This window comes from Pseudoalteromonas sp. P1-26, assembly GCF_001401795.1.
GTDB lineage: Bacteria > Pseudomonadota > Gammaproteobacteria > Enterobacterales > Alteromonadaceae > Pseudoalteromonas.
This window is the reverse complement of sequence record NZ_LKDX01000004.1, coordinates 96200-113710: the sequence shown is the minus strand read 5'-3', so window position 1 is coordinate 113710 and position 17511 is coordinate 96200. Positions and strand designations below refer to the sequence as shown.

At 40.3% G+C, this 17511-nt stretch carries 16 protein-coding genes and 1 pseudogene; 4 read left to right on the top strand and 13 right to left on the bottom strand.

All coding sequences use genetic code 11. From position 1 onward, the window contains the following. Window positions 1–38: 38 nt before the first annotated feature. From AN394_RS03980 to glk, 7 genes are all read right to left on the bottom strand, one after another. Entirely contained in the window at window positions 39–482 is a 444-nt protein-coding gene (locus AN394_RS03980) for a hypothetical protein (RefSeq protein ID WP_082422943.1), read from the bottom strand. Window positions 483–503: 21 nt separating this feature from the next. Next, window positions 504–848 carry a hypothetical protein gene (locus AN394_RS03975; RefSeq protein ID WP_054561634.1) on the bottom strand — a complete coding sequence of 115 codons (345 nt, stop codon included), beginning with the start codon at window positions 846–848 and terminating at the stop codon, window positions 504–506. Between the two features lie 122 nt (window positions 849–970). Next, window positions 971–1975 carry a type I glyceraldehyde-3-phosphate dehydrogenase gene (gap, locus tag AN394_RS03970; protein ID WP_054561635.1) on the bottom strand — a complete coding sequence of 335 codons (1005 nt, stop codon included), beginning with the start codon at window positions 1973–1975 and terminating at the stop codon, window positions 971–973. An 18-nt stretch (window positions 1976–1993) separates the two neighbouring features. Continuing rightward, window positions 1994–2614 carry a bifunctional 4-hydroxy-2-oxoglutarate aldolase/2-dehydro-3-deoxy-phosphogluconate aldolase gene (locus tag AN394_RS03965; RefSeq protein ID WP_054551439.1) on the bottom strand — a complete coding sequence of 207 codons (621 nt, stop codon included), beginning with the start codon at window positions 2612–2614 and terminating at the stop codon, window positions 1994–1996. 34 nt (window positions 2615–2648) lie between these two features. Beyond that, window positions 2649–4499 carry a phosphogluconate dehydratase gene (gene edd, locus AN394_RS03960; RefSeq protein WP_054561636.1) on the bottom strand — a complete coding sequence of 617 codons (1851 nt, stop codon included), beginning with the start codon at window positions 4497–4499 and terminating at the stop codon, window positions 2649–2651. A 593-nt stretch (window positions 4500–5092) separates the two neighbouring features. Continuing rightward, window positions 5093–6106, bottom strand: coding sequence for a LacI family DNA-binding transcriptional regulator (locus tag AN394_RS03955; RefSeq protein ID WP_054561637.1), 1014 nt, complete (start codon window positions 6104–6106; stop codon window positions 5093–5095). A 22-nt stretch (window positions 6107–6128) separates the two neighbouring features. Beyond that, a complete protein-coding gene (glk, locus tag AN394_RS03950) occupies window positions 6129–7127 on the bottom strand; it encodes a glucokinase (protein ID WP_055020853.1) in 999 nt (332 codons plus the stop codon). Between the two features lie 415 nt (window positions 7128–7542). Between glk and AN394_RS03945 the strand changes: the two genes are divergently transcribed. After that, a complete protein-coding gene (locus tag AN394_RS03945; RefSeq protein ID WP_054561639.1) occupies window positions 7543–8562 on the top strand; it encodes a LacI family DNA-binding transcriptional regulator in 1020 nt (339 codons plus the stop codon). 193 nt (window positions 8563–8755) lie between these two features. Beyond that, entirely contained in the window at window positions 8756–10942 is a 2187-nt protein-coding gene (locus AN394_RS03940; protein WP_055020852.1) for an OsmC domain/YcaO domain-containing protein, read from the top strand. A gap of 65 nt (window positions 10943–11007) precedes the next feature. Here AN394_RS03940 and AN394_RS03935 read toward each other — a convergent pair whose 3' ends face one another. After that, window positions 11008–11928 carry a hypothetical protein gene (locus tag AN394_RS03935; RefSeq protein ID WP_055020851.1) on the bottom strand — a complete coding sequence of 307 codons (921 nt, stop codon included), beginning with the start codon at window positions 11926–11928 and terminating at the stop codon, window positions 11008–11010. Between the two features lie 102 nt (window positions 11929–12030). Beyond that, a pseudogene (locus AN394_RS21885) lies at window positions 12031–12129 on the bottom strand (DUF1287 domain-containing protein); the annotation flags it as partial. 268 nt (window positions 12130–12397) lie between these two features. Between AN394_RS21885 and AN394_RS03930 the strand changes: the two are divergent. Beyond that, window positions 12398–12754 (top strand): hypothetical protein, encoded by a 357-nt coding sequence (locus tag AN394_RS03930; protein WP_055020850.1) that lies wholly within the window; start codon window positions 12398–12400, stop codon window positions 12752–12754. Window positions 12755–12796: 42 nt separating this feature from the next. Next, entirely contained in the window at window positions 12797–13078 is a 282-nt protein-coding gene (locus AN394_RS03925; protein WP_055020849.1) for a hypothetical protein, read from the top strand. A gap of 7 nt (window positions 13079–13085) precedes the next feature. On the opposite strand, the gene AN394_RS03920 is transcribed toward AN394_RS03925, so the two are convergent. From AN394_RS03920 to AN394_RS03905, 4 genes are all read right to left on the bottom strand, one after another. Further along, window positions 13086–13472 (bottom strand): hypothetical protein, encoded by a 387-nt coding sequence (locus tag AN394_RS03920; RefSeq protein WP_055020870.1) that lies wholly within the window; start codon window positions 13470–13472, stop codon window positions 13086–13088. A gap of 74 nt (window positions 13473–13546) precedes the next feature. After that, window positions 13547–13951 (bottom strand): hypothetical protein, encoded by a 405-nt coding sequence (locus AN394_RS03915; protein ID WP_055020848.1) that lies wholly within the window; start codon window positions 13949–13951, stop codon window positions 13547–13549. A gap of 198 nt (window positions 13952–14149) precedes the next feature. After that, a complete protein-coding gene (locus tag AN394_RS03910) occupies window positions 14150–15061 on the bottom strand; it encodes a sialate O-acetylesterase (protein WP_161805748.1) in 912 nt (303 codons plus the stop codon). 42 nt (window positions 15062–15103) lie between these two features. Next, window positions 15104–17503 carry a glucan 1,4-alpha-glucosidase gene (locus tag AN394_RS03905; protein ID WP_055020846.1) on the bottom strand — a complete coding sequence of 800 codons (2400 nt, stop codon included), beginning with the start codon at window positions 17501–17503 and terminating at the stop codon, window positions 15104–15106. Between the last annotated feature and the right edge of the window lie 8 nt (window positions 17504–17511).

The window sequence follows — 17511 nt, the reverse complement described above, 5'->3', positions numbered from 1 at the left end:
AACGATTTAGGCTTATAAAATAATAAGCCTTTAAACTATTATTGAAATGCTTTATCAAACTTATCTTGATCTAGGTATTTATCGAATGCACCTAGAGCATTACCCACACTTGGCTCAGCCATTAACTCTTGCATTGCAACTTCACCGACAATACCGAATGCGTTTTCCATTGCCCCCTGACCGCCGACTTCAATCGCAGCCTTTGCTTGCTTTGGGCAGTCTTCGGTTAATAAACGCGTAACTAATGCACCAACATAGCGATTAGTTTCATCTATATCTTGCTCTGTCACGTTCGAGAAAGGTTTAATAATACTATGCGTCGACATCCCCAGATAAATCCACTTAGCGAGATTTTTCCGCTCTTTGCCATTTAGTGAATCAGTTAAACACACTGCAAGTTGCTGAGCTTCTTCTGATGCTGAAGCATAACTAGGCAGTAACGACATTACAAAGAGTGAAGTAGTTAATAAGATTTTTTTCATTATTTTCCTCATAAAATGGGATTAACCATAGAATTCTACTTCAGTTTTTACACCAAATGGTAAAATGAATTCTCTAAATTCAGGGTCCCCTTGCTGAGCTTTTGGATATTTAAGGTTATACATATTCTTTTTAAACATATTTAAGAATTGCTTATTTTGCAGCTTATTATCTAATACACTGACTTTCACAACATCACCCGCTTGATTAACCATCATCATAAATAAAATTTTATCATCAGATCGTCTGAAATCGTCTTTTGCTTTTGATATCACATCTTTGGGAATATTAAAATCGGGTAGGTTTTTATCTTGTGTTGATGAGCAAGACACTAACAAGAGGCATAAAGGTATTAAAAATTTATTCATCATCTGTCCCTAAAAATGTTTAAAGACAAGATACTGTGAATAAATGCTTTTATCCAGCAAAAACCAAAAAAGCCACGATAAACGTGGCTTTGTTGGATAAAGCTTAAACTTTTACTGTTCTTTTATAAGAACTGACCTAGCGCTTTAACTTGGTCTAACATGCGGTTTGAGAAACCCCACTCGTTGTCGTACCAAGCCATCACTTTAACAAGCTTACCATCTACTTTAGTTTGGGTAGAATCGAAGATTGAAGACGCAGGGTTGTGGTTAAAGTCGATAGAAACAAGCGGTAATTCGTTGTATTCAAGAATACCTTGCATTGCACCTTCTGATGCTGCTTTAACGACTTCGTTGATTTCTGCTGCAGTTGTTTCACGCTTAGCAACAAACGTTAAATCTACTAAAGAAACGTTGATTGTTGGTACACGTACTGCCATACCGTCAAGTTTACCCGCAAGTTCAGGAAGTACTAAACCAACTGCTTTAGCTGCACCTGTTTTCGTTGGGATCATTGACTGAGTTGCACTACGTGCACGGTATAAGTCTGGGTGATAAACGTCAGATAAGTTTTGATCGTTTGTGTAGGCATGAATTGTCGTCATGCTACCTTGATCAATACCTACTGTATCGTTGATTGCTTTTGCAATTGGCGCTAAACAGTTTGTTGTACATGATGCATTTGAAATGATGTTGCTGTCAGCGTTTAATACTTCGCTGTTAACACCATGAACAACTGTTGCATCCATGTCCGTGCCAGGTGCAGAAACGATTACTTTTTTAGCACCCGCTTCAATGTGTTTAGCCGCAGCGTCACGTGAAGTGAATAAACCAGTACATTCTAAAACGATATCTACGTTTAGAGCTTTCCAAGGAAGGTTTGCTGGATCACGCTCTTGTGTAAGGGTAATTTCGTCATTACCAATTAGCATAGTGTTTTCAGCAAGTGTTACTTTTTGAGAAAATTGACCGTGTACTGAGTCAAATTGAGTTAAATGCGCGTTAACATTTGCTGGTGCTAAATCGTTGATTGCAACGATTTTGATTTCGTTGTTTTGAGCTGACTCATAAAGGGCACGTAATACGTTACGACCGATACGTCCATAGCCATTAATTGCAACATTAATCATTCTAATATCTCCCGTTAATTATTTTACTTCACTTGCTTGGCGAGCAAGCGCTTCAATGGCTTGCCAGTCTTTGTTTTCAATAAGTTGTTTATCTAGCATCCAAGTACCACCTACACAAATTACGTTTTTAAGTGCCAGGTAGTTAGGTGCTGTTTCAAGGCTAATGCCGCCTGTAGGGCAAAAAGTTACTTGTGGTAAAGGGCCACCAATTGATTTCAGCATTGCAGTGCCACCTGCTGCTTCTGCAGGAAAGAACTTTAAGAACTTAAAGCCATGGCTTGCTAATTTCATTACTTCACTCGGTGTTGCTGCACCTGGTAAAAATGGAATATCAGTGTCTTTAGCCAGTGCTAATAATTCGTCGTTAACACCTGGGCTAACCATGAAGTCAGCACCGGCTTCAACAGATGCATTAAATGTCGCTTTATCAACCACAGTACCTGTGCCAACGTATGCTTCTGGTACGGCTTCTTTCATTAGCTTTACAGCTTCTGCCGCAATAGGCGTACGTAAAGTAATTTCTAGTGCTTTTAAGCCACCGTTATAAAGCGCACGTGCAAGGGGTGCTGCATCTTCAAGTTTTTCGATAACAACAACCGGTACCACAGGTGCCGATGATAAAATTTTCTCAATGCTCATTGTTTGTTCCTCATAGCCCAGTAACGGCGTATTATTATTCTAAACCAAAGGCACTTGCGCCTAGGTCTGCACTACTTACTATATTTCTGAAACCTGCGAATAACTCTCGGCCTGTACCATATGTTTGGCTTGGTTGGCTAAGTTGTAATTCACGTTTTGCTAATTCTTCATCGCTTACGTGTACTTTCAATACACCCGCTGGTGCATCAAGCGTCACTAAATCACCTTCGTGAATTTTTGCGATTACACCACCTTCAACCGCTTCTGGTGCTAAGTGGATTGCAGCAGGAACTTTACCTGATGCACCCGACATACGGCCGTCAGTCACAATCGCCACTTTGTAGCCTTGGTCTTGTAGTGTTGCCATTACTGGCGTCAATTTGTGAAGCTCAGGCATGCCTTTCGCTTTTGGACCTTGCTCTTTAATTACAGCAATAAAGTCTGTGTTTAATTCACCACGGCTATACGCTTCTTGTAACTCACCTTGTGAGCTAAATACTTTAGCTGGTGCAGAAACAACTTGATGTGACTCAGCCACTGCCGATACTTTGATAACAGCTTTACCAAGGTTACCTGTAAGAAGCTGTAAACCACCCTGCTTGCTAAACGGGTTATCAATCGGACGTAACACTTCTTCATCGTGTGATTTTTCTGGACACGCTACCCATTTAACTTTGCTTGGGCCAGTGCTGTTAGTCATGATCACTGATGAATCTTTATCTAGCATTGGCTCTGTGGTGTATGCTTCTAAGCCATCACCCACAATCGTTTTCACGTCGTTATGTAAGTAACCTTTGCTAAGTAGTTGCTTCATTAAAAAGCCCATACCGCCGGCAGCTTGGAAGTGGTTCACATCGGCTGAGCCGTTCGGGTAAATACGTGTAAGAAGTGGCACAACTTCTGATAAGTCAGCCATGTCTTTCCAAGTAAGGATTACACCCGCTGCTTTTGCAATTGCTACTAGGTGGATTGCGTGGTTTGTTGAGCCGCCTGTTGATAACAAGCCAACTAAACCATTAATAATTGTTTTTTCACTTACTACGTCTGCAAGGCAGTTAGCATCTTTTGTTTCGATTAGCTGCTTTAACATGGTTTCTACAGCATGACCTGTTAAACCATCACGTAGTTCTGTGTAAGGGTTAATGAAAGAGCTACCTGGTAAATGTAGACCCATGATTTCCATTAACATTTGATTAGAGTTTGCTGTACCGTAGAAAGTACAGGTACCTGCACTGTGATACGATGCGCTTTCTGCTTCTAAAAGCTCTTCGCGACTTACTAAGCCTTGTGCAAACTTTTGACGAACACGGGCTTTTTCTTTATTTGGGATACCCGATTGCATTGGACCGGCTGGTAAGAAATACGTTGGTAAATGACCAAATGATAAGGCACCAATTAAAAGTCCTGGGACAATCTTGTCACATACACCTAAACAGAAAACACCGTCGAACACGTCATGCGATAAAGAAACCGCAGTAGACATTGCAATCACGTCACGCGAGAACAATGAAAGCTCCATGCCATCACGGCCTTGTGTAACACCATCACACATAGCAGGTACACCACCAGCAACCTGTGCTGTAGCATCAAACTTAGTGGCAAGGCTTTTGATAATTTCTGGATAGTCTTTGTAAGGAACATGCGCAGAAAGCATATCGTTATAAGCGTTGATGATAGCTAGATTTGGTTGCTCGTCTGCTTTTAAACGAGCTTTGTCATCGCTGCTACAAGCAGCCATAACGTGTGCAATATTACCACAGCCTAAACCAGCACGAACTCTTGTTTGTTTTTTTGCGTGCGCGATTCGCTCTAAATAGGCTTGGCGGGTCTCTTTACTGCGTTCGATAACGCGTTCGGTGACTTCTTGGATACGAGGATGCAACATATAAATTCGACTCATCTCTATAGTTAGAGGATAAAGGCTCAGTAACAATTACAGACTCCACGAAAATAATTGTACTGAGCAACTTTGATTTACCCGTTCAAAGGTACGCTGACAGGCTGTCTCTCACAACCAACCTGACACCGGTGTCACTGTATTAACTCATGACTGTGACACCGGTGTCAACCTTATCTGTTAAATTTAGTTTAATTTTTTTAAATGACCAAATAATGAACAATTTTATTTTAGTAGAATATGAGTAGAATTCATGTGAAGTGCCACTATTAAAGGCCTATAGGCAAGACAAGCTTTGGGGTTTGTTTTAATTAATACCAACCCGCAATAATACTTAATCATTTTGAGGGATTAAACCTGTCGCTAACTGTGTTAAAAATTTCTCATTTAGAACAAGTAAATAACGAAATTTTTGCCTTGTTATCAACGAGGTTTTATTGCCTCAAAATAGACTACTTAATTAAGCGGATTGGTATAAAAACAGTAACTTATAGCGTTTCATTAAGTTTTTAAGCTTGAAATAAAAAAGCCCGAGAACGCGTCACTCATTCTCGGGCTACTGTGAAAAAACAAGATGAAATTTATTTAATTGCTGCTGTCGACTCACGAGTAATGAGCTTTGCTTCAAGGGTTACTTGATAAGGCGACTCTTGTGGATCACCAATATGAGTGATCAATTGCTTAACTGCTTGCTGAGTCATTTCTTCAACTGGTTGTGCAATGGTCGTTAACCCTGGCCAAATATGACGTGCAATTGGGGCATTATCAAACCCAGCAATAGAAATATCATCTGGCACTCTTAACTGCATTTGCGTAGCAAGCTTTAATACCGCCGCTGCCATGTAATCATTTGAAGCAAATACCGCTGTTGGGCGAGGGTTCAAATCTAAGATTGTACGAGCACTGTCAACACCAGAGTGATAACTGAAGTTACCTTCTTCAACTAAGCGTTCATCAAACTCAATACCATTTGACGCAAGCGCTCTTCGATAACCTTTAAAACGCTGCTCTGTCGCACTGTGATCAGGGTGACCTTTGATGAAGGCGATTTCTTTATGGCCCAGCTTAATAAGATGCTCTGTTATTTCAAACGCTCCCTGCTCGTCATTACTTCTTACCGAAATAGAATCGTCTTCAAGTACCGCAGATGCGACACGGGCATAAGGGATCTTTTTCGACTTTAAAAAGCTTACAAGTTCAGGAAAATCAGAAAATGGTGGGGTCAGTACAATGCCGTCTAATCGTGAGGTTTGAATTAATTGCTCAATGTTACTAATTAATTCTTCGCCGCGTAATTCACATGGGTGGATCAATAAATTGTAGTTAAGCTCATGACATGCCGCTAAAGCACCGGTTTGTACACGGGTAATATAGCTTTTACTCGGATTGTCATACAAGCAACCAATAATAAAACTGCGGTTTTGTGCCAAGCCACGAGCGATTGGGTTTGGTGTGTAATCAAGCTCTTTAAATACTTTAAGTACTTTTTCGCGCGTTGCATCACTCACGTTAGGCTCATTGTTAAGCACGCGAGATACTGTTTTTTTCGATACACCGGCATAGCTGGCGACACTGTTGATGGTTACTTTCTTCATCCGCTCTACATCCAACTGCTAATTACGCGTTACTTTTAACATGTATACACGCAGCAGCACCAATGAATGGAATGTTGTCTTGTGTTACAAGCGTAACGGGGATCTGTGAAGTATATTGCGACATAATGCCTTTGTCTGCAAAACGCTCAACAAATCGACTAGATAATAGACGTTGTTGCATGCGAGGTAAAATACCACCGCCAATAAATACGCCACCTAATGCGCCAAATGTCAGGGCTAAGTCCCCTGCTACGCTGCCAATCCAATCACAAAATTGATTAAGTGTTGCATCACAGACTTCACACTGACCAGTGGTTGCAAGCTCGCTGATTTGTGCAGCATCTAAATTCTTCGCTTCAACGCCTTTTACCGCAGCCATAGCACCATATAAATGCGCAATACCAGGGCCTGAGAACACAGTCTCAACAGATACATGATTTAACTGCTTTTTAAGCTCAGTGATTAACAAGCGGTCTAACTCTGTCACTGCCGCAAGGGTAATGTGCCCTGCTTCGCAGCTAAGAACAGCGCTGCCTTGTGATGTGCGAACTAAACACGCAGCACCAAAACCTGTACCTGGCCCCATAACTGCGATATTCGCATTTTCATCAGCCTGGCCTGCTTTAACAGCCATATTTTGCGAATCATCTAAATAAGGTGCTGCATAGGCAAATGCTGCAAAGTCGTTGATTACTTCAAGTTGCTCAAATGAAAACTCAGCTTTTAAATCTGCAACGTTAAAGTGCCAGCCAAGGTTTGTTAAGTGAACTTGGCCTGCTTTGATCGGGCCAGCTACTGCTAAACATGCACGGCTTGGCTTTGGAAACGAAATTTGGCTGAAGTACTGGTTTATCGCACTTTCTAAAGAGCCAAAGTCAGCACTTGGAAAAGTTAAATTGTGCTCGATAACAAACTGGTTAGTTTGTGCATTAAAGTCAGTGATTAAAGCGAAACGAGCGTTAGTGCCGCCGATATCGGCAACAAGAATAGGAGCGAATTCTGTAGTTGTCTGTGTGTTCATGATGTTTTCTCTATTTGTCTAAGCTAGTTGCCGCTTATTTTTCTAGTTTTCAATGGCAAAGCCACTGTGTCTGCTAAACTTTGGGTCATTGCCTCAAAGAAGCTATCTTTTGTATTAAAAAAATGCTGCCCAAATGAATGGGCAGCCAAATACGTTTTGACAACAAAATGATAAAACAGTGACATTATGACACCGGTGTCAGATTAGGATCAATAAAAATTTTCATTATTTGTGCATGCATACGTATTTAATGGAAAAACCTGCGTATTAAGTATCGAAAAAGCATTTATATACGCATAAAAAATACCTAGCTGTGTACAGAACAGCCACACACACGCCGCTTGTCACAAATAGCTTGAAAAAAATATTAAATAGCCGAAAATGGCAATTACTACTTCTGTTATTTGGTAACCATATGAAAGGTAAGGCGACATCTTTTGACATTGCACATTATGCGGGTGTGTCGCAGTCAACCGTCTCTCGCGCGCTGCGAAATAGCCCTTTAGTCAACGAAGAAACGCGTCGACGTGTTCATGAGGTAGCAAAACAGCTCAACTATAAAGTTGATAAAAATGCCAGTAACTTAAGAACTCAACAAAGTAGCACCCTCGCCCTTTTATTATTTGAAGATCCCACTTCGGATGAATCACAAATAAACCCTTTCTTTTTGGCGATGCTAGGCAGTATTACAAGAGCTTGTGCAAAAGAAGGCTACGACTTACTGGTATCGTTTCAGTCGAGCAGCTCTGATTGGCAAGCCGATTACGAAGACAGCCACCGTGCAGATGGCTTAATACTGCTTGGTTATGGTGATTACCTCGATTACCAACCTAAATTTAAAACCTTAATTGACCAACATACTAAGTTTGTCTGTTGGGGTGCAAGCGTCGATAACCGCCCAGATTTAACAGTCAGCTGCGATAACTACGGCGGTGGTAAATTAGCAGCAGAACATTTACTCGCAACCGGTAGAACCGACTGTGCATTTATTGGTGATGCTTCTGATCATAGCCCTGAATTTTTTGCTCGCTACCAGGGTTTTAAAGATGCTTTCTTAGCCAAAGGCGTGGCTTTAAACGAACGTAAGATGGCAAATGCTATTTCAACTGAAGAATCAGGCTATCACGCGACTCGTTCCCTCATAGCAAATAACATTCGCTTTAACTCATTGTTTGCCGCCAGTGACCTTATTGCTATTGGTGCTATTCGCGCCTTGAAAGAAGCGAAAATCAAGGTTCCTGATGATGTACATGTTGTTGGCTTTGATAACATTGCTGTTGCCAGCTTTGTAAACCCACCACTTACCACCGTACAGCAAGACACCACCCTCGCCGGACAAATGTTGGTCGATAACCTACTCAAACTTATTCGTGGTGAAAATGTAGAGAATACCCTTTTACCACCACGTTTAATTATTCGTGGTTCGAGTGTTTAATTTTTAGCGATGACAGCTTTGTTATCGCCTCCTCCTTACCCAACCAGAAACTTATTGCATTAAAATCAGTTTTTTTTCGATTTACCCAAGACTATTACTTCGAAAAAGCAGATAATTACGCCTATTATGTTGAAAACGCTTATCTGGCAAACAAAGCTTTAGATAACAACGCGCACAAAGGTGGAATTTTTTAATGGAAATTAAAGTTAATTTTCTCGACAACCTCAGGCTTGAAGCCAAGTTTGATGATTTCTCTGTCATTGCAGACCAACCTATTCGCTATAAGGGTGATGGTACTGCACCAAGTCCATTCGATTACTTCTTAGCATCTTCTGCATTGTGTGCGGCTTACTTTATTAAAGTGTATTGTAATTCACGCGATATCCCGACAGATGGTATTCGTGTTGCACAAAACAATATCGTTGATCCAGAAGACCGCTATAACCAAATTTTTCAAATTCAGGTTGAGTTACCAGAAGGCCTTTCTGAGAAAGACCGCACGGGTATTTTACGTTCTGTTGAGCGTTGTACAGTAAAACGTGTTATTCAAACTGGCCCAGAGTTTAAAATCGATACTGTTGAAAGCATCGAAGCAGACGCGCAAGCAATGTTGATGGCAAAACCAGGTGATGACAGTAATACCTTTATTTTAGGTAAAGACTTACCCCTTGAAGAAACCATCGCAAATATGACGGGCATCCTTGAAGAGTTAGGGATGAAAATCGAAATCTCTTCTTGGCGTAATATTGTGCCAAATGTATGGTCACTTCATATTCGTGATGCAGCGTCGCCAATGTGTTTTACCAATGGTAAAGGTGCAACTAAAGAAAGCGCGCTATGCTCAGCTTTGGGCGAGTTTATTGAGCGCTTAAACTGTAACTTCTTCTATAACGATCAGTTCTTAGGCGAAGACATTGCCAATAGCGAGTTTGTTCATTACCCAAATGAAAAGTGGTTTGCTCTGACTGATGATGACTCTCTACCAGAGGGCATATTAGATGATTATACCCGTGAAATTTATAATCCAGATGGTGAGCTATGTGGCTCACACTTAATCGATACTAACTCTGGTAATAAAGAACGTGGTATTTGCTCTATTCCTTATGTTCGCCAGTCAGACGGTGAAACGGTTTACTTCCCTTCAAACCTAATTGAAAACTTATTCTTAAGTAATGGTATGAGTGCTGGTAACAACTTTGCCGAAGCAAAAGTACAGTGTTTATCTGAAATCTTTGAGCGTGCAGTTAAGCGCCAAATCATAGAACAAGAAATTGTTTTACCAGACGTTCCAGAGGACGTTTTAAATAAATACCCAGGTATTGTTGCGGGTATTAATGGTCTTGAAGAACAAGGTTTCCCTGTTGTAGTAAAAGATGCCTCGCTAGGTGGTCAGTTCCCAGTGATGTGCGTAACACTCATGAACCCTAAAACAGGCGGTGTATTTGCTTCTTTTGGTGCGCACCCAAGCTTTGAAGTTGCATTAGAGCGCAGCTTAACTGAGTTATTACAAGGCAGAAGCTTCGAAGGCTTAAACGATGTACCTAAGCCAACATTCAATAGTATGGCAGTTTCTGAACCGGAAAACTTTGTAGAGCACTTCATTGATTCAACTGGCGTGATCTCATGGCGCTTCTTCAGCGCTAAGCACGATTATGATTTTGTTGAATGGGATTTCTCAGGTAGCAATGAAGAAGAAACAGCGAGCTTATTCGGTATTTTAGAAAGCTTAGGTAAAGAAGCTTACATTGCTGAGTTCTCAGATCTTGGTACTGCATGTCGTATTTTAGTGCCTGATTACTCAGAAGTTTATCCTGTGGAAGACTTGATTTGGGACAATACCAATAAATCACTTAACTTCCGCGAGGATATCTTAAACCTGCATCGTTTATCAGAAGATCAACTTGCTGATTTAGTTGAGCGCTTAGAAGAAAGTGAACTAGATAACTACATAGATATCATCACCTTAATCGGTATTGAGTTTGATGAAAACACAGTGTGGGGTCAGCTAACGATTCTTGAGCTGAAGCTACTTATTTACTTAGCACTTGGTGATTTAGAAGCAGCAATGGAGCTTGTTGAAGCATTCTTACAGTATAACGACAATACCATTGTTGAACGCGGCCTATTCTACCAAGCAATGCATGCAACATTGGAAGTCGCACTCAGCGATGACCTAGAGATTGAAGATTACATTCATAGCTTCACCCGTATGTTTGGTCAAGAAACGATGGATGCAGTCGTTGGCTCAATCAACGGCGATGTTATGTTCTATGGTTTAACAGAAACCAGCATGAAGCTTGAGGGCTTAGACAGGCACCTTCGTTTAATCGAAAGCTATAAAAAGCTACACGCTGCTCGCGCTAAAAAAGCAGGGCTATAACGAAGAAATATCAAAGCCGCACGTTTTCGTAACCTGCGGCTTTTCAACTTTACTTAACCCGTTACTTAACGAAAACGAACACCTGTAATGTCGTATTCAGCAATGAAACGGCCACCATAAGTATCTACAAACATAAACTCCATCTCTATTTTTTCTCTTCGGCCTTTGTGCTCAAGTAATTCAACAATAAAGTATTTATTAGAATTAAGGTCATAAGAGCGACCTTGTGTTTCTCGGGTAATATTAAACTTTGTAGGGTTACCTATGCTATCAAAATACTCAAACAGCACGTTTAGACCGCGCGCATAAATTCCCGAGTCTCGCTGTGAGGAATTAGGTCTTTGCTGTGCCAACAACCATGTTTTGTCTTTTTGATTTACAGCCTTAATAAACTCACTTATTAATTGTTGGTGTTCAACAAGAGGCGGCATCTTTATTTCTTTTAGTGATTCTGTGAGTTTATCGCCCGCTCCCCCGGTTCTTGCTATGTAATTCTCAAAACCGGCGTCTATCGACATATAATTTAAATAGTCAGCAAGGCCATTATTATAAACCTGTTCAAATGTTCCGTATTCTTCCGAGAGGATACTTTCAAGGCGATTATATAAAGAAAAAGCGTGCGCTGAGTCTAATTTCTTCAGTTCAGAAGTGTCTACCAATTGACCAAAAAGTAGTGCATTTAAGTCAATTGTATTTGTTTTATCATCAAACGTAATGATTTCCTTAGCCCATTCTTTATCTGCTGTGGTAATTTGCAAATAGTAACGTTGAAAAGGCGCACCATGCTCATCGTTGATGGTTATTTTTTTGGTCGAAAAGTCATAAATTTTGGCATTTTTTGTAGGGCCAGTTCTAACACTTACCTTTAAGCCTTTTGACAGTTCGGTAAATTTATCTGACTTTTCAATCACAACTTCTTGAGCAGCAAAAATAGTCGTCGGAAGTAGCAACAATAAGCTGGCAATGCATTTACTAACATTTTTCATATAAATCCCTTTCAAGTTAAAATTAGCCCAAACCTAATACAGGTACAAGCGATATCTTAAATGTATATTAAAGTGGTAACTAATTGAAGCCTAATGTGAATGTTAGGGTTTATATCGGTAATGCCCTGTAATTTTGTAAGTGAATAACCTATCTTCCATTTTAGGACCCCAGCCTATGTTATGAACAATCAGAGCTCTTAATTTATCTTTCGATAGTTCATCTGTAAGCTACAAAATGCTACATGATTTTAGCAGCGGTAGTTTCAGCTTAACTGAGCAAAAATCTCTTTATTTCATTGTTTTAAAGTAAGAAATAGTCAGCAAGCTGATATGTAAAATTAATCACACTGCTTTGGCTCCAGCAACCATATTGTATTTATGAGTAGCCATTGCTAAATTACTCACCTCTTACCACATTATGTTTTAATAAATAGATTTATTACGTTTTTTATTTACCTTATTCGCTCTAATGAGTATTTCACTCAGTCATTCAATTTCCGCTAAAGTGCTTATTGGTGTATCAAGTGAAAATGGCGAGTCATTAAAGTACTCACGCAAACAATTTAACGGTGAATTAAAATCAGCCTATAGCTGCGTTATCAATCAACTTGATAGCAACTACGACGTAATCACTGTACCGCAAGCACGGCATATTAAAATGCTGCAAAACAATGAAGTAGATATTGCCATGCCTCTTTTATTGTTACCACAGAGAGATCTATTTGCGACTCGCTCAGCAACAATTTATCAAGTTGGATATGAGTTAATCAGCCACAGTACTAACCCAGACTTGAGTATCGAGAATTTACGCAGACAGGCAAACTAAAATGGTATCGTCTATAAACGCGGAACTGGGGCACGTACCTTAATGCTTAAATATTTAGGCATTGATAAAAATGAATCGATAAGCCATGAACATCAAGTCAGTACATGGCAACAAGACGTTGATTTTGTGGCTAAGAACAGAGCTGGTATAACAGCCCTTCCTGCTGTGATTGCAAAAGATATTGAGCCTCACCGCTTTAATGGTATTACACGCATTAAAATGCCCGACCATCAATTAGGTCTTTACATGTCATCAGATTTTTCCAAAAGCTCTGAAGCAACTGTGATCAACGATGCATCAAAAACCTGTAAAGAATTTAGATAGCTATAGGTTATTTAGTTTTAAGCTCAGCTAGACGACTTTCAACTTGTAAGCGCTCTTGCTCTGTTAGTTCACCATAAAGCTTAGGGTATGGCCAGCCATAACCCCAGCGAAAGCTAGTAGGTAAAAAAGGTGTTCCACCCACTCTAACACCGGCAAGCATCAATACTGCAATTTCTTGCTCACCTACTTGTGCAACACATGCTTTTAAATCTATATCAGCTTGCTCACGTTGCTTGAAAGTACCCCCTTGCCAATATGCAAGATCATGGGCTGTACAACACGCCAACCATAAGTTTTTATGTTCTATTGTTCCATCAGGAAAAGAGCTGCAACCATCTGTAGTGAAGGGTTTAAGTTCAGCACAACTGGTAATAGAAGCATGAAAAAGTAACATCAAACCTAGGATAGCGTTAGGATAATTCGCCACAGTCCAGACCTTAAGTAACGAGATGGAAATAGTAAAAGTTTTTAATATTCAACTTGGTACGCAAACCCTTCACAACTCAGCGCTTTTTGGCAATCAGTATCTGCATGAGCACTGATATAACACTGTCCAAATACAATCGCGTTGCCACCCCTTTGCTGTACTTTACTTTTAAGAGTGTCCTGGAGTTGACTTCTAGAACCATTAATATCATCAAACGGACCCGCTTGTGGTAAATGCATATCACTTTCTAATTGGCAATAATAGCTCGAAACCTGGCCAAGAAATGTTGCTCTGTGGCTCACTAATTGGCGTTCTGTAAATACTTCAACATTGTGACCTCGGACTGAAGTTTCAACATCACCAAGCACATACTCACCCACGTTTGTATTTATTGCACAAGAACACAATAAACCAACACCCAACAAAGTAGATAAAGCCTTGAACATATTTGTACCTTCCCTGAATTAATTGTTCAGCTACAAATTACACCAAATAGTAATGGCTTTTGTTTACTGAATTAAAGTTAAGCTATCTTAACGTACCCATATAAGGAAAGCACAATTAAATTGTAAAAAAGTGCAAAACAAAAAACCGCCGAGGTTAATTCGGCGGTTTAATTATTTAAGTAGCTATTTAAAAGAAGCTTACTTAGCTAATGTTTCGGCTGCTTTTTCTGCAAAAAGGTTACCTAGTCTTATATAGTAATTACTTTTATAGTGCCATTTATCTTCAATGAATTCGACAGGCTCATCAAAGGCAACTAAATGAGCATTAGCATTTGATTTAACGAACTTTTCCTGAGCATCCCATACACTCTCAATATATGGCATCATTCGTGTTTGGGGTGTTTTACCAGAGTCTTCTATTCTGCCAAGTATGATTGGTAACTCTATATTGCCAAAAGTCATCTTCATATCATTCATCAGACTTGTTAAATTAGCTAAATAAACCTTAGATGCTTGCTCATGATAGGCATCTGCCTCACCCTGCATCCAAATGATCCCTGCTGGGACTAAAGTATCGGCTTCACCATCACCATCTATATCATTGTTAGCTAACGCAGCTCTTACGGTAGTTTGAAAGTTATCCCATTGGTTAATCTTAGTGTTGTCAGCATAGTTCTGCCCCCATGTACCAAAGCCAGATGCCCCAAGCGCAATAGATGAGCCTCCACGTGCATATTTAATAATGGCTATTTTCTTATCTGTAAGCTCAGATAAGCGTTTACCAAAACTCAATTCAGGACCAAATCTTTCAGATAAAATAATTGAATGACCTGTCGATCTAGCGCCTGTTCCAAAGCCAGGCATTAAATTAGTCCAAACACCTTTACCACCATTTAATGCATCATCAGCAACAGGGTTACCAAAAAAGAGTAAGGTATTTTCAACTGGTTTTTTATACTGCGCAGGTAAATCTTTATTAAAGCCAAATCCTTCCATATTTGATTGGCCACCCATAAAGTAAAGCAAGTAATCATCCGCTTTACTTTGCGTACTTACTGCTAATAGAGCACATAAAGCCATCCTTTTTAACATTATTTTTCCTTTTGCCAAAAGCAACATGCCCAATAAATATTGGGCATGTTAAATAAGTTTTTACTTCAATGCGTCTTCAACAACTGGGTAATGGTCCCATACATGTTTATCGCTCACTGAACGGAGTAACTTAATGTATTCAGCGTGAGTCCAAGCCAGTGGTGTGGCTGAGTTTGTACCCTCACCTAGCTGATAGCCTGCTTTATTGTTGCCTACGCCATCCCAAACTTGTTCAGGTAACATCATGCCTTCATTGGCAAATGCTTCCATACCTTTTACATAAGTGTCTTTGATCGCTTGTTGCTTCATCGCATCAAGGCTGTTGGTTGCGTTTGCAGCGGCGATTTCATAGTGACCGCGTTCACCTGTAAAAAACGGCCATACACGACCACGTTGACCAGGGGTGTTATTGCCACCTTCGGCATAGTTATTACCTGTCACTTCATCTTCACCGTAACCATCGTTACCATAGCGGCGGTAGCCTGGGAATGAACCCGAGCCATCAGCAAAATTAAAGGTGTAACGCACTTGCAGATTATCGACTAAGGTTTCGTCATCGTACTCTGGTAATGTTTTTACAATGCTTGGCGCAAGTGCATCACGAACACCATAACGTACAAGCTCTAAGAATCCACCATCAAGGATTTGCTTTTTATCAAAGCCTTCACGCCCGTTATTGGCATTAAGTGTGGTTGATGAGTTTGGATCTTTGTCTTGACCGATACGAATGAAATATTCACCATCGCTGTTTTCAGACTTAAGGTTACCTTGAGTCGTAAACATCGTACTTTCAATTTCACTATTGAACGTTTTAGCCGTTGCTAGGTAACGCTCTGCATTTTTAGTGTCGCCTGCTTTTTTAGCAATATCTGCAGCCGTTACTAGGCCTGCAACAACCGCTGCAGTTGTTGATGGTGAAAAACCATTTTGTTCTTCCCAACGCTCTTGTTGCGTTGCTGGCGGTGTAATTTGCGTGTCGTTCCAAAGAATTTTCGCAAGGCCACCATCAACTAAGAAATCAGCAGCTGGTTTTAACATTTTGCCATACCAATCTGTCAGCTCTTGATCGCTAAGTACGCCAGCTTGATGTAGTTTCCACGCTAGCATAATTGGCATTGCTGTTTGGTCAAGCTGAACACCTACCCACTCAAGCTCACCATCAACGTGAGTCTTTTGTAAGAACCAACCAGTGTCACCACCATTGCCTGGTGTGTTATCTGTTACTTGTACTTTTTCTAGATATTCAAACGCTGTCTTGGCGGTACGTGCATCACCCATGGCCATAAATGCCATTGCTACTTGATAGAAATCACGTACCCAAACCGCTTTATAACCGGTAGAACCTGTTTTAGCCGACACCGTTTCACCCCAAGGGTTAGAAAGTGACGCAATTAAAGCACCGGCATGAGTTTTATCTTCTTGCGCTTTTAATACCATGGCGCTGGTATAAAGCAACTTTCCATTATCTGCGGTGCTGTTAGTTAATGTGCTTAAAGGTTCAAGGCTTGCTAAGTAGTCTTGCCAACCAATTGCAGCACCTTCACCGTTATATGCAGCAAGCACTTTTTGGTAGCCTTGATTTAAACTTGCTTGACCTTCTTTTAAGCTTGCAGCTTCAGAATTACCAAAGCTTAAAGCTAAATCAAAGGTGGTGTTTTTTGATACTTCACCAAGCTCTGCAAGTAAGCTTACATTACCCGACTTATCACCAGTACTTTGGTAAGTCGTTGATAATGATTGCGATGCTTTTAACTCTTTTAAGCCATCACTTACACCCGTAAAGCCAACGCTTGCTTGCTTAAAAGGTTGAGCGGCTTGTAAAGATAAAAAGTTATCATCTTGCCAAGCAACTAGACCCTTATCAGTTACTTTTGCAAAATCGTCTAAACCATTGTTATCAATGTAAGGGTTCACATTAACGTAGGCTTTCACACCTTCAAGTTCAGTATTAAATACGCTACGAACAAACAATGTTTGGCCGTTTGGATCTGTAAAGATATGTTTTTCTAAAGTAAAACGACCTTGTTTATCTTTACTTACTACTTTGTAAGCAAGCGATAATGGACGACCAGCGTCGTCTTTGTATAAATAATCAATGCTTACATCGAGATCATCGTTTTCTGTAACGGTAAAGTCTTTACCAACTACAACAAATTGCATATCTTTGATTTGTGCTTGGTGAATTAAACCAAACATGGTTTCGGTGATCATGCCTTTCGCGATTGAAAACCAAACTTTTGATACTTTGCCGGTAGCAGCTGCGTCGCTGTAGTGGCCATCTTGGTATTGCTCGTAAGAGGTACCAATCCCCGTTTTACCAGAGTATGCCCAAAAAGGCTCAACACCCGGTGCGCCTGGCGCCGGCACCTGCTCAACTGCTGTATTAGCTGATTGTTCTGAACTACAAGCTGTTAAACCTAACACTAACAAGCTTGCTGTAATGAGATTAAATTTTTTCATGGTGTGTC

Excerpts from the sequence above, each read along its gene's own strand:
- AN394_RS03955 (WP_054561637.1), bottom strand. The coding sequence starts at position 6,106 with ATGAAGAAAGTAACCATCAACAGTGTCGCCAGCTATGCCGGTGTATCG.
- AN394_RS03940 (WP_055020852.1), top strand. The coding sequence starts at position 8,756 with ATGGAAATTAAAGTTAATTTTCTCGACAACCTCAGGCTTGAAGCCAAG.
- AN394_RS03935 (WP_055020851.1), bottom strand. The coding sequence starts at position 11,928 with ATGAAAAATGTTAGTAAATGCATTGCCAGCTTATTGTTGCTACTTCCG.
- AN394_RS03945 (WP_054561639.1), top strand. The coding sequence starts at position 7,543 with ATGAAAGGTAAGGCGACATCTTTTGACATTGCACATTATGCGGGTGTG.
- AN394_RS03920 (WP_055020870.1), bottom strand. The coding sequence starts at position 13,472 with ATGTTACTTTTTCATGCTTCTATTACCAGTTGTGCTGAACTTAAACCC.
- AN394_RS03980 (WP_082422943.1), bottom strand. The coding sequence starts at position 482 with ATGAAAAAAATCTTATTAACTACTTCACTCTTTGTAATGTCGTTACTG.
- glk (WP_055020853.1), bottom strand. The coding sequence starts at position 7,127 with ATGAACACACAGACAACTACAGAATTCGCTCCTATTCTTGTTGCCGAT.
- edd (WP_054561636.1), bottom strand. The coding sequence starts at position 4,499 with ATGTTGCATCCTCGTATCCAAGAAGTCACCGAACGCGTTATCGAACGC.
- AN394_RS03930 (WP_055020850.1), top strand. The coding sequence starts at position 12,398 with ATGAGTATTTCACTCAGTCATTCAATTTCCGCTAAAGTGCTTATTGGT.
- AN394_RS03965 (WP_054551439.1), bottom strand. The coding sequence starts at position 2,614 with ATGAGCATTGAGAAAATTTTATCATCGGCACCTGTGGTACCGGTTGTT.
- AN394_RS03915 (WP_055020848.1), bottom strand. The coding sequence starts at position 13,951 with ATGTTCAAGGCTTTATCTACTTTGTTGGGTGTTGGTTTATTGTGTTCT.
- AN394_RS03975 (WP_054561634.1), bottom strand. The coding sequence starts at position 848 with ATGAATAAATTTTTAATACCTTTATGCCTCTTGTTAGTGTCTTGCTCA.
- AN394_RS03925 (WP_055020849.1), top strand. The coding sequence starts at position 12,797 with ATGCTTAAATATTTAGGCATTGATAAAAATGAATCGATAAGCCATGAA.
- AN394_RS03905 (WP_055020846.1), bottom strand. The coding sequence starts at position 17,503 with ATGAAAAAATTTAATCTCATTACAGCAAGCTTGTTAGTGTTAGGTTTA.
- gap (WP_054561635.1), bottom strand. The coding sequence starts at position 1,975 with ATGATTAATGTTGCAATTAATGGCTATGGACGTATCGGTCGTAACGTA.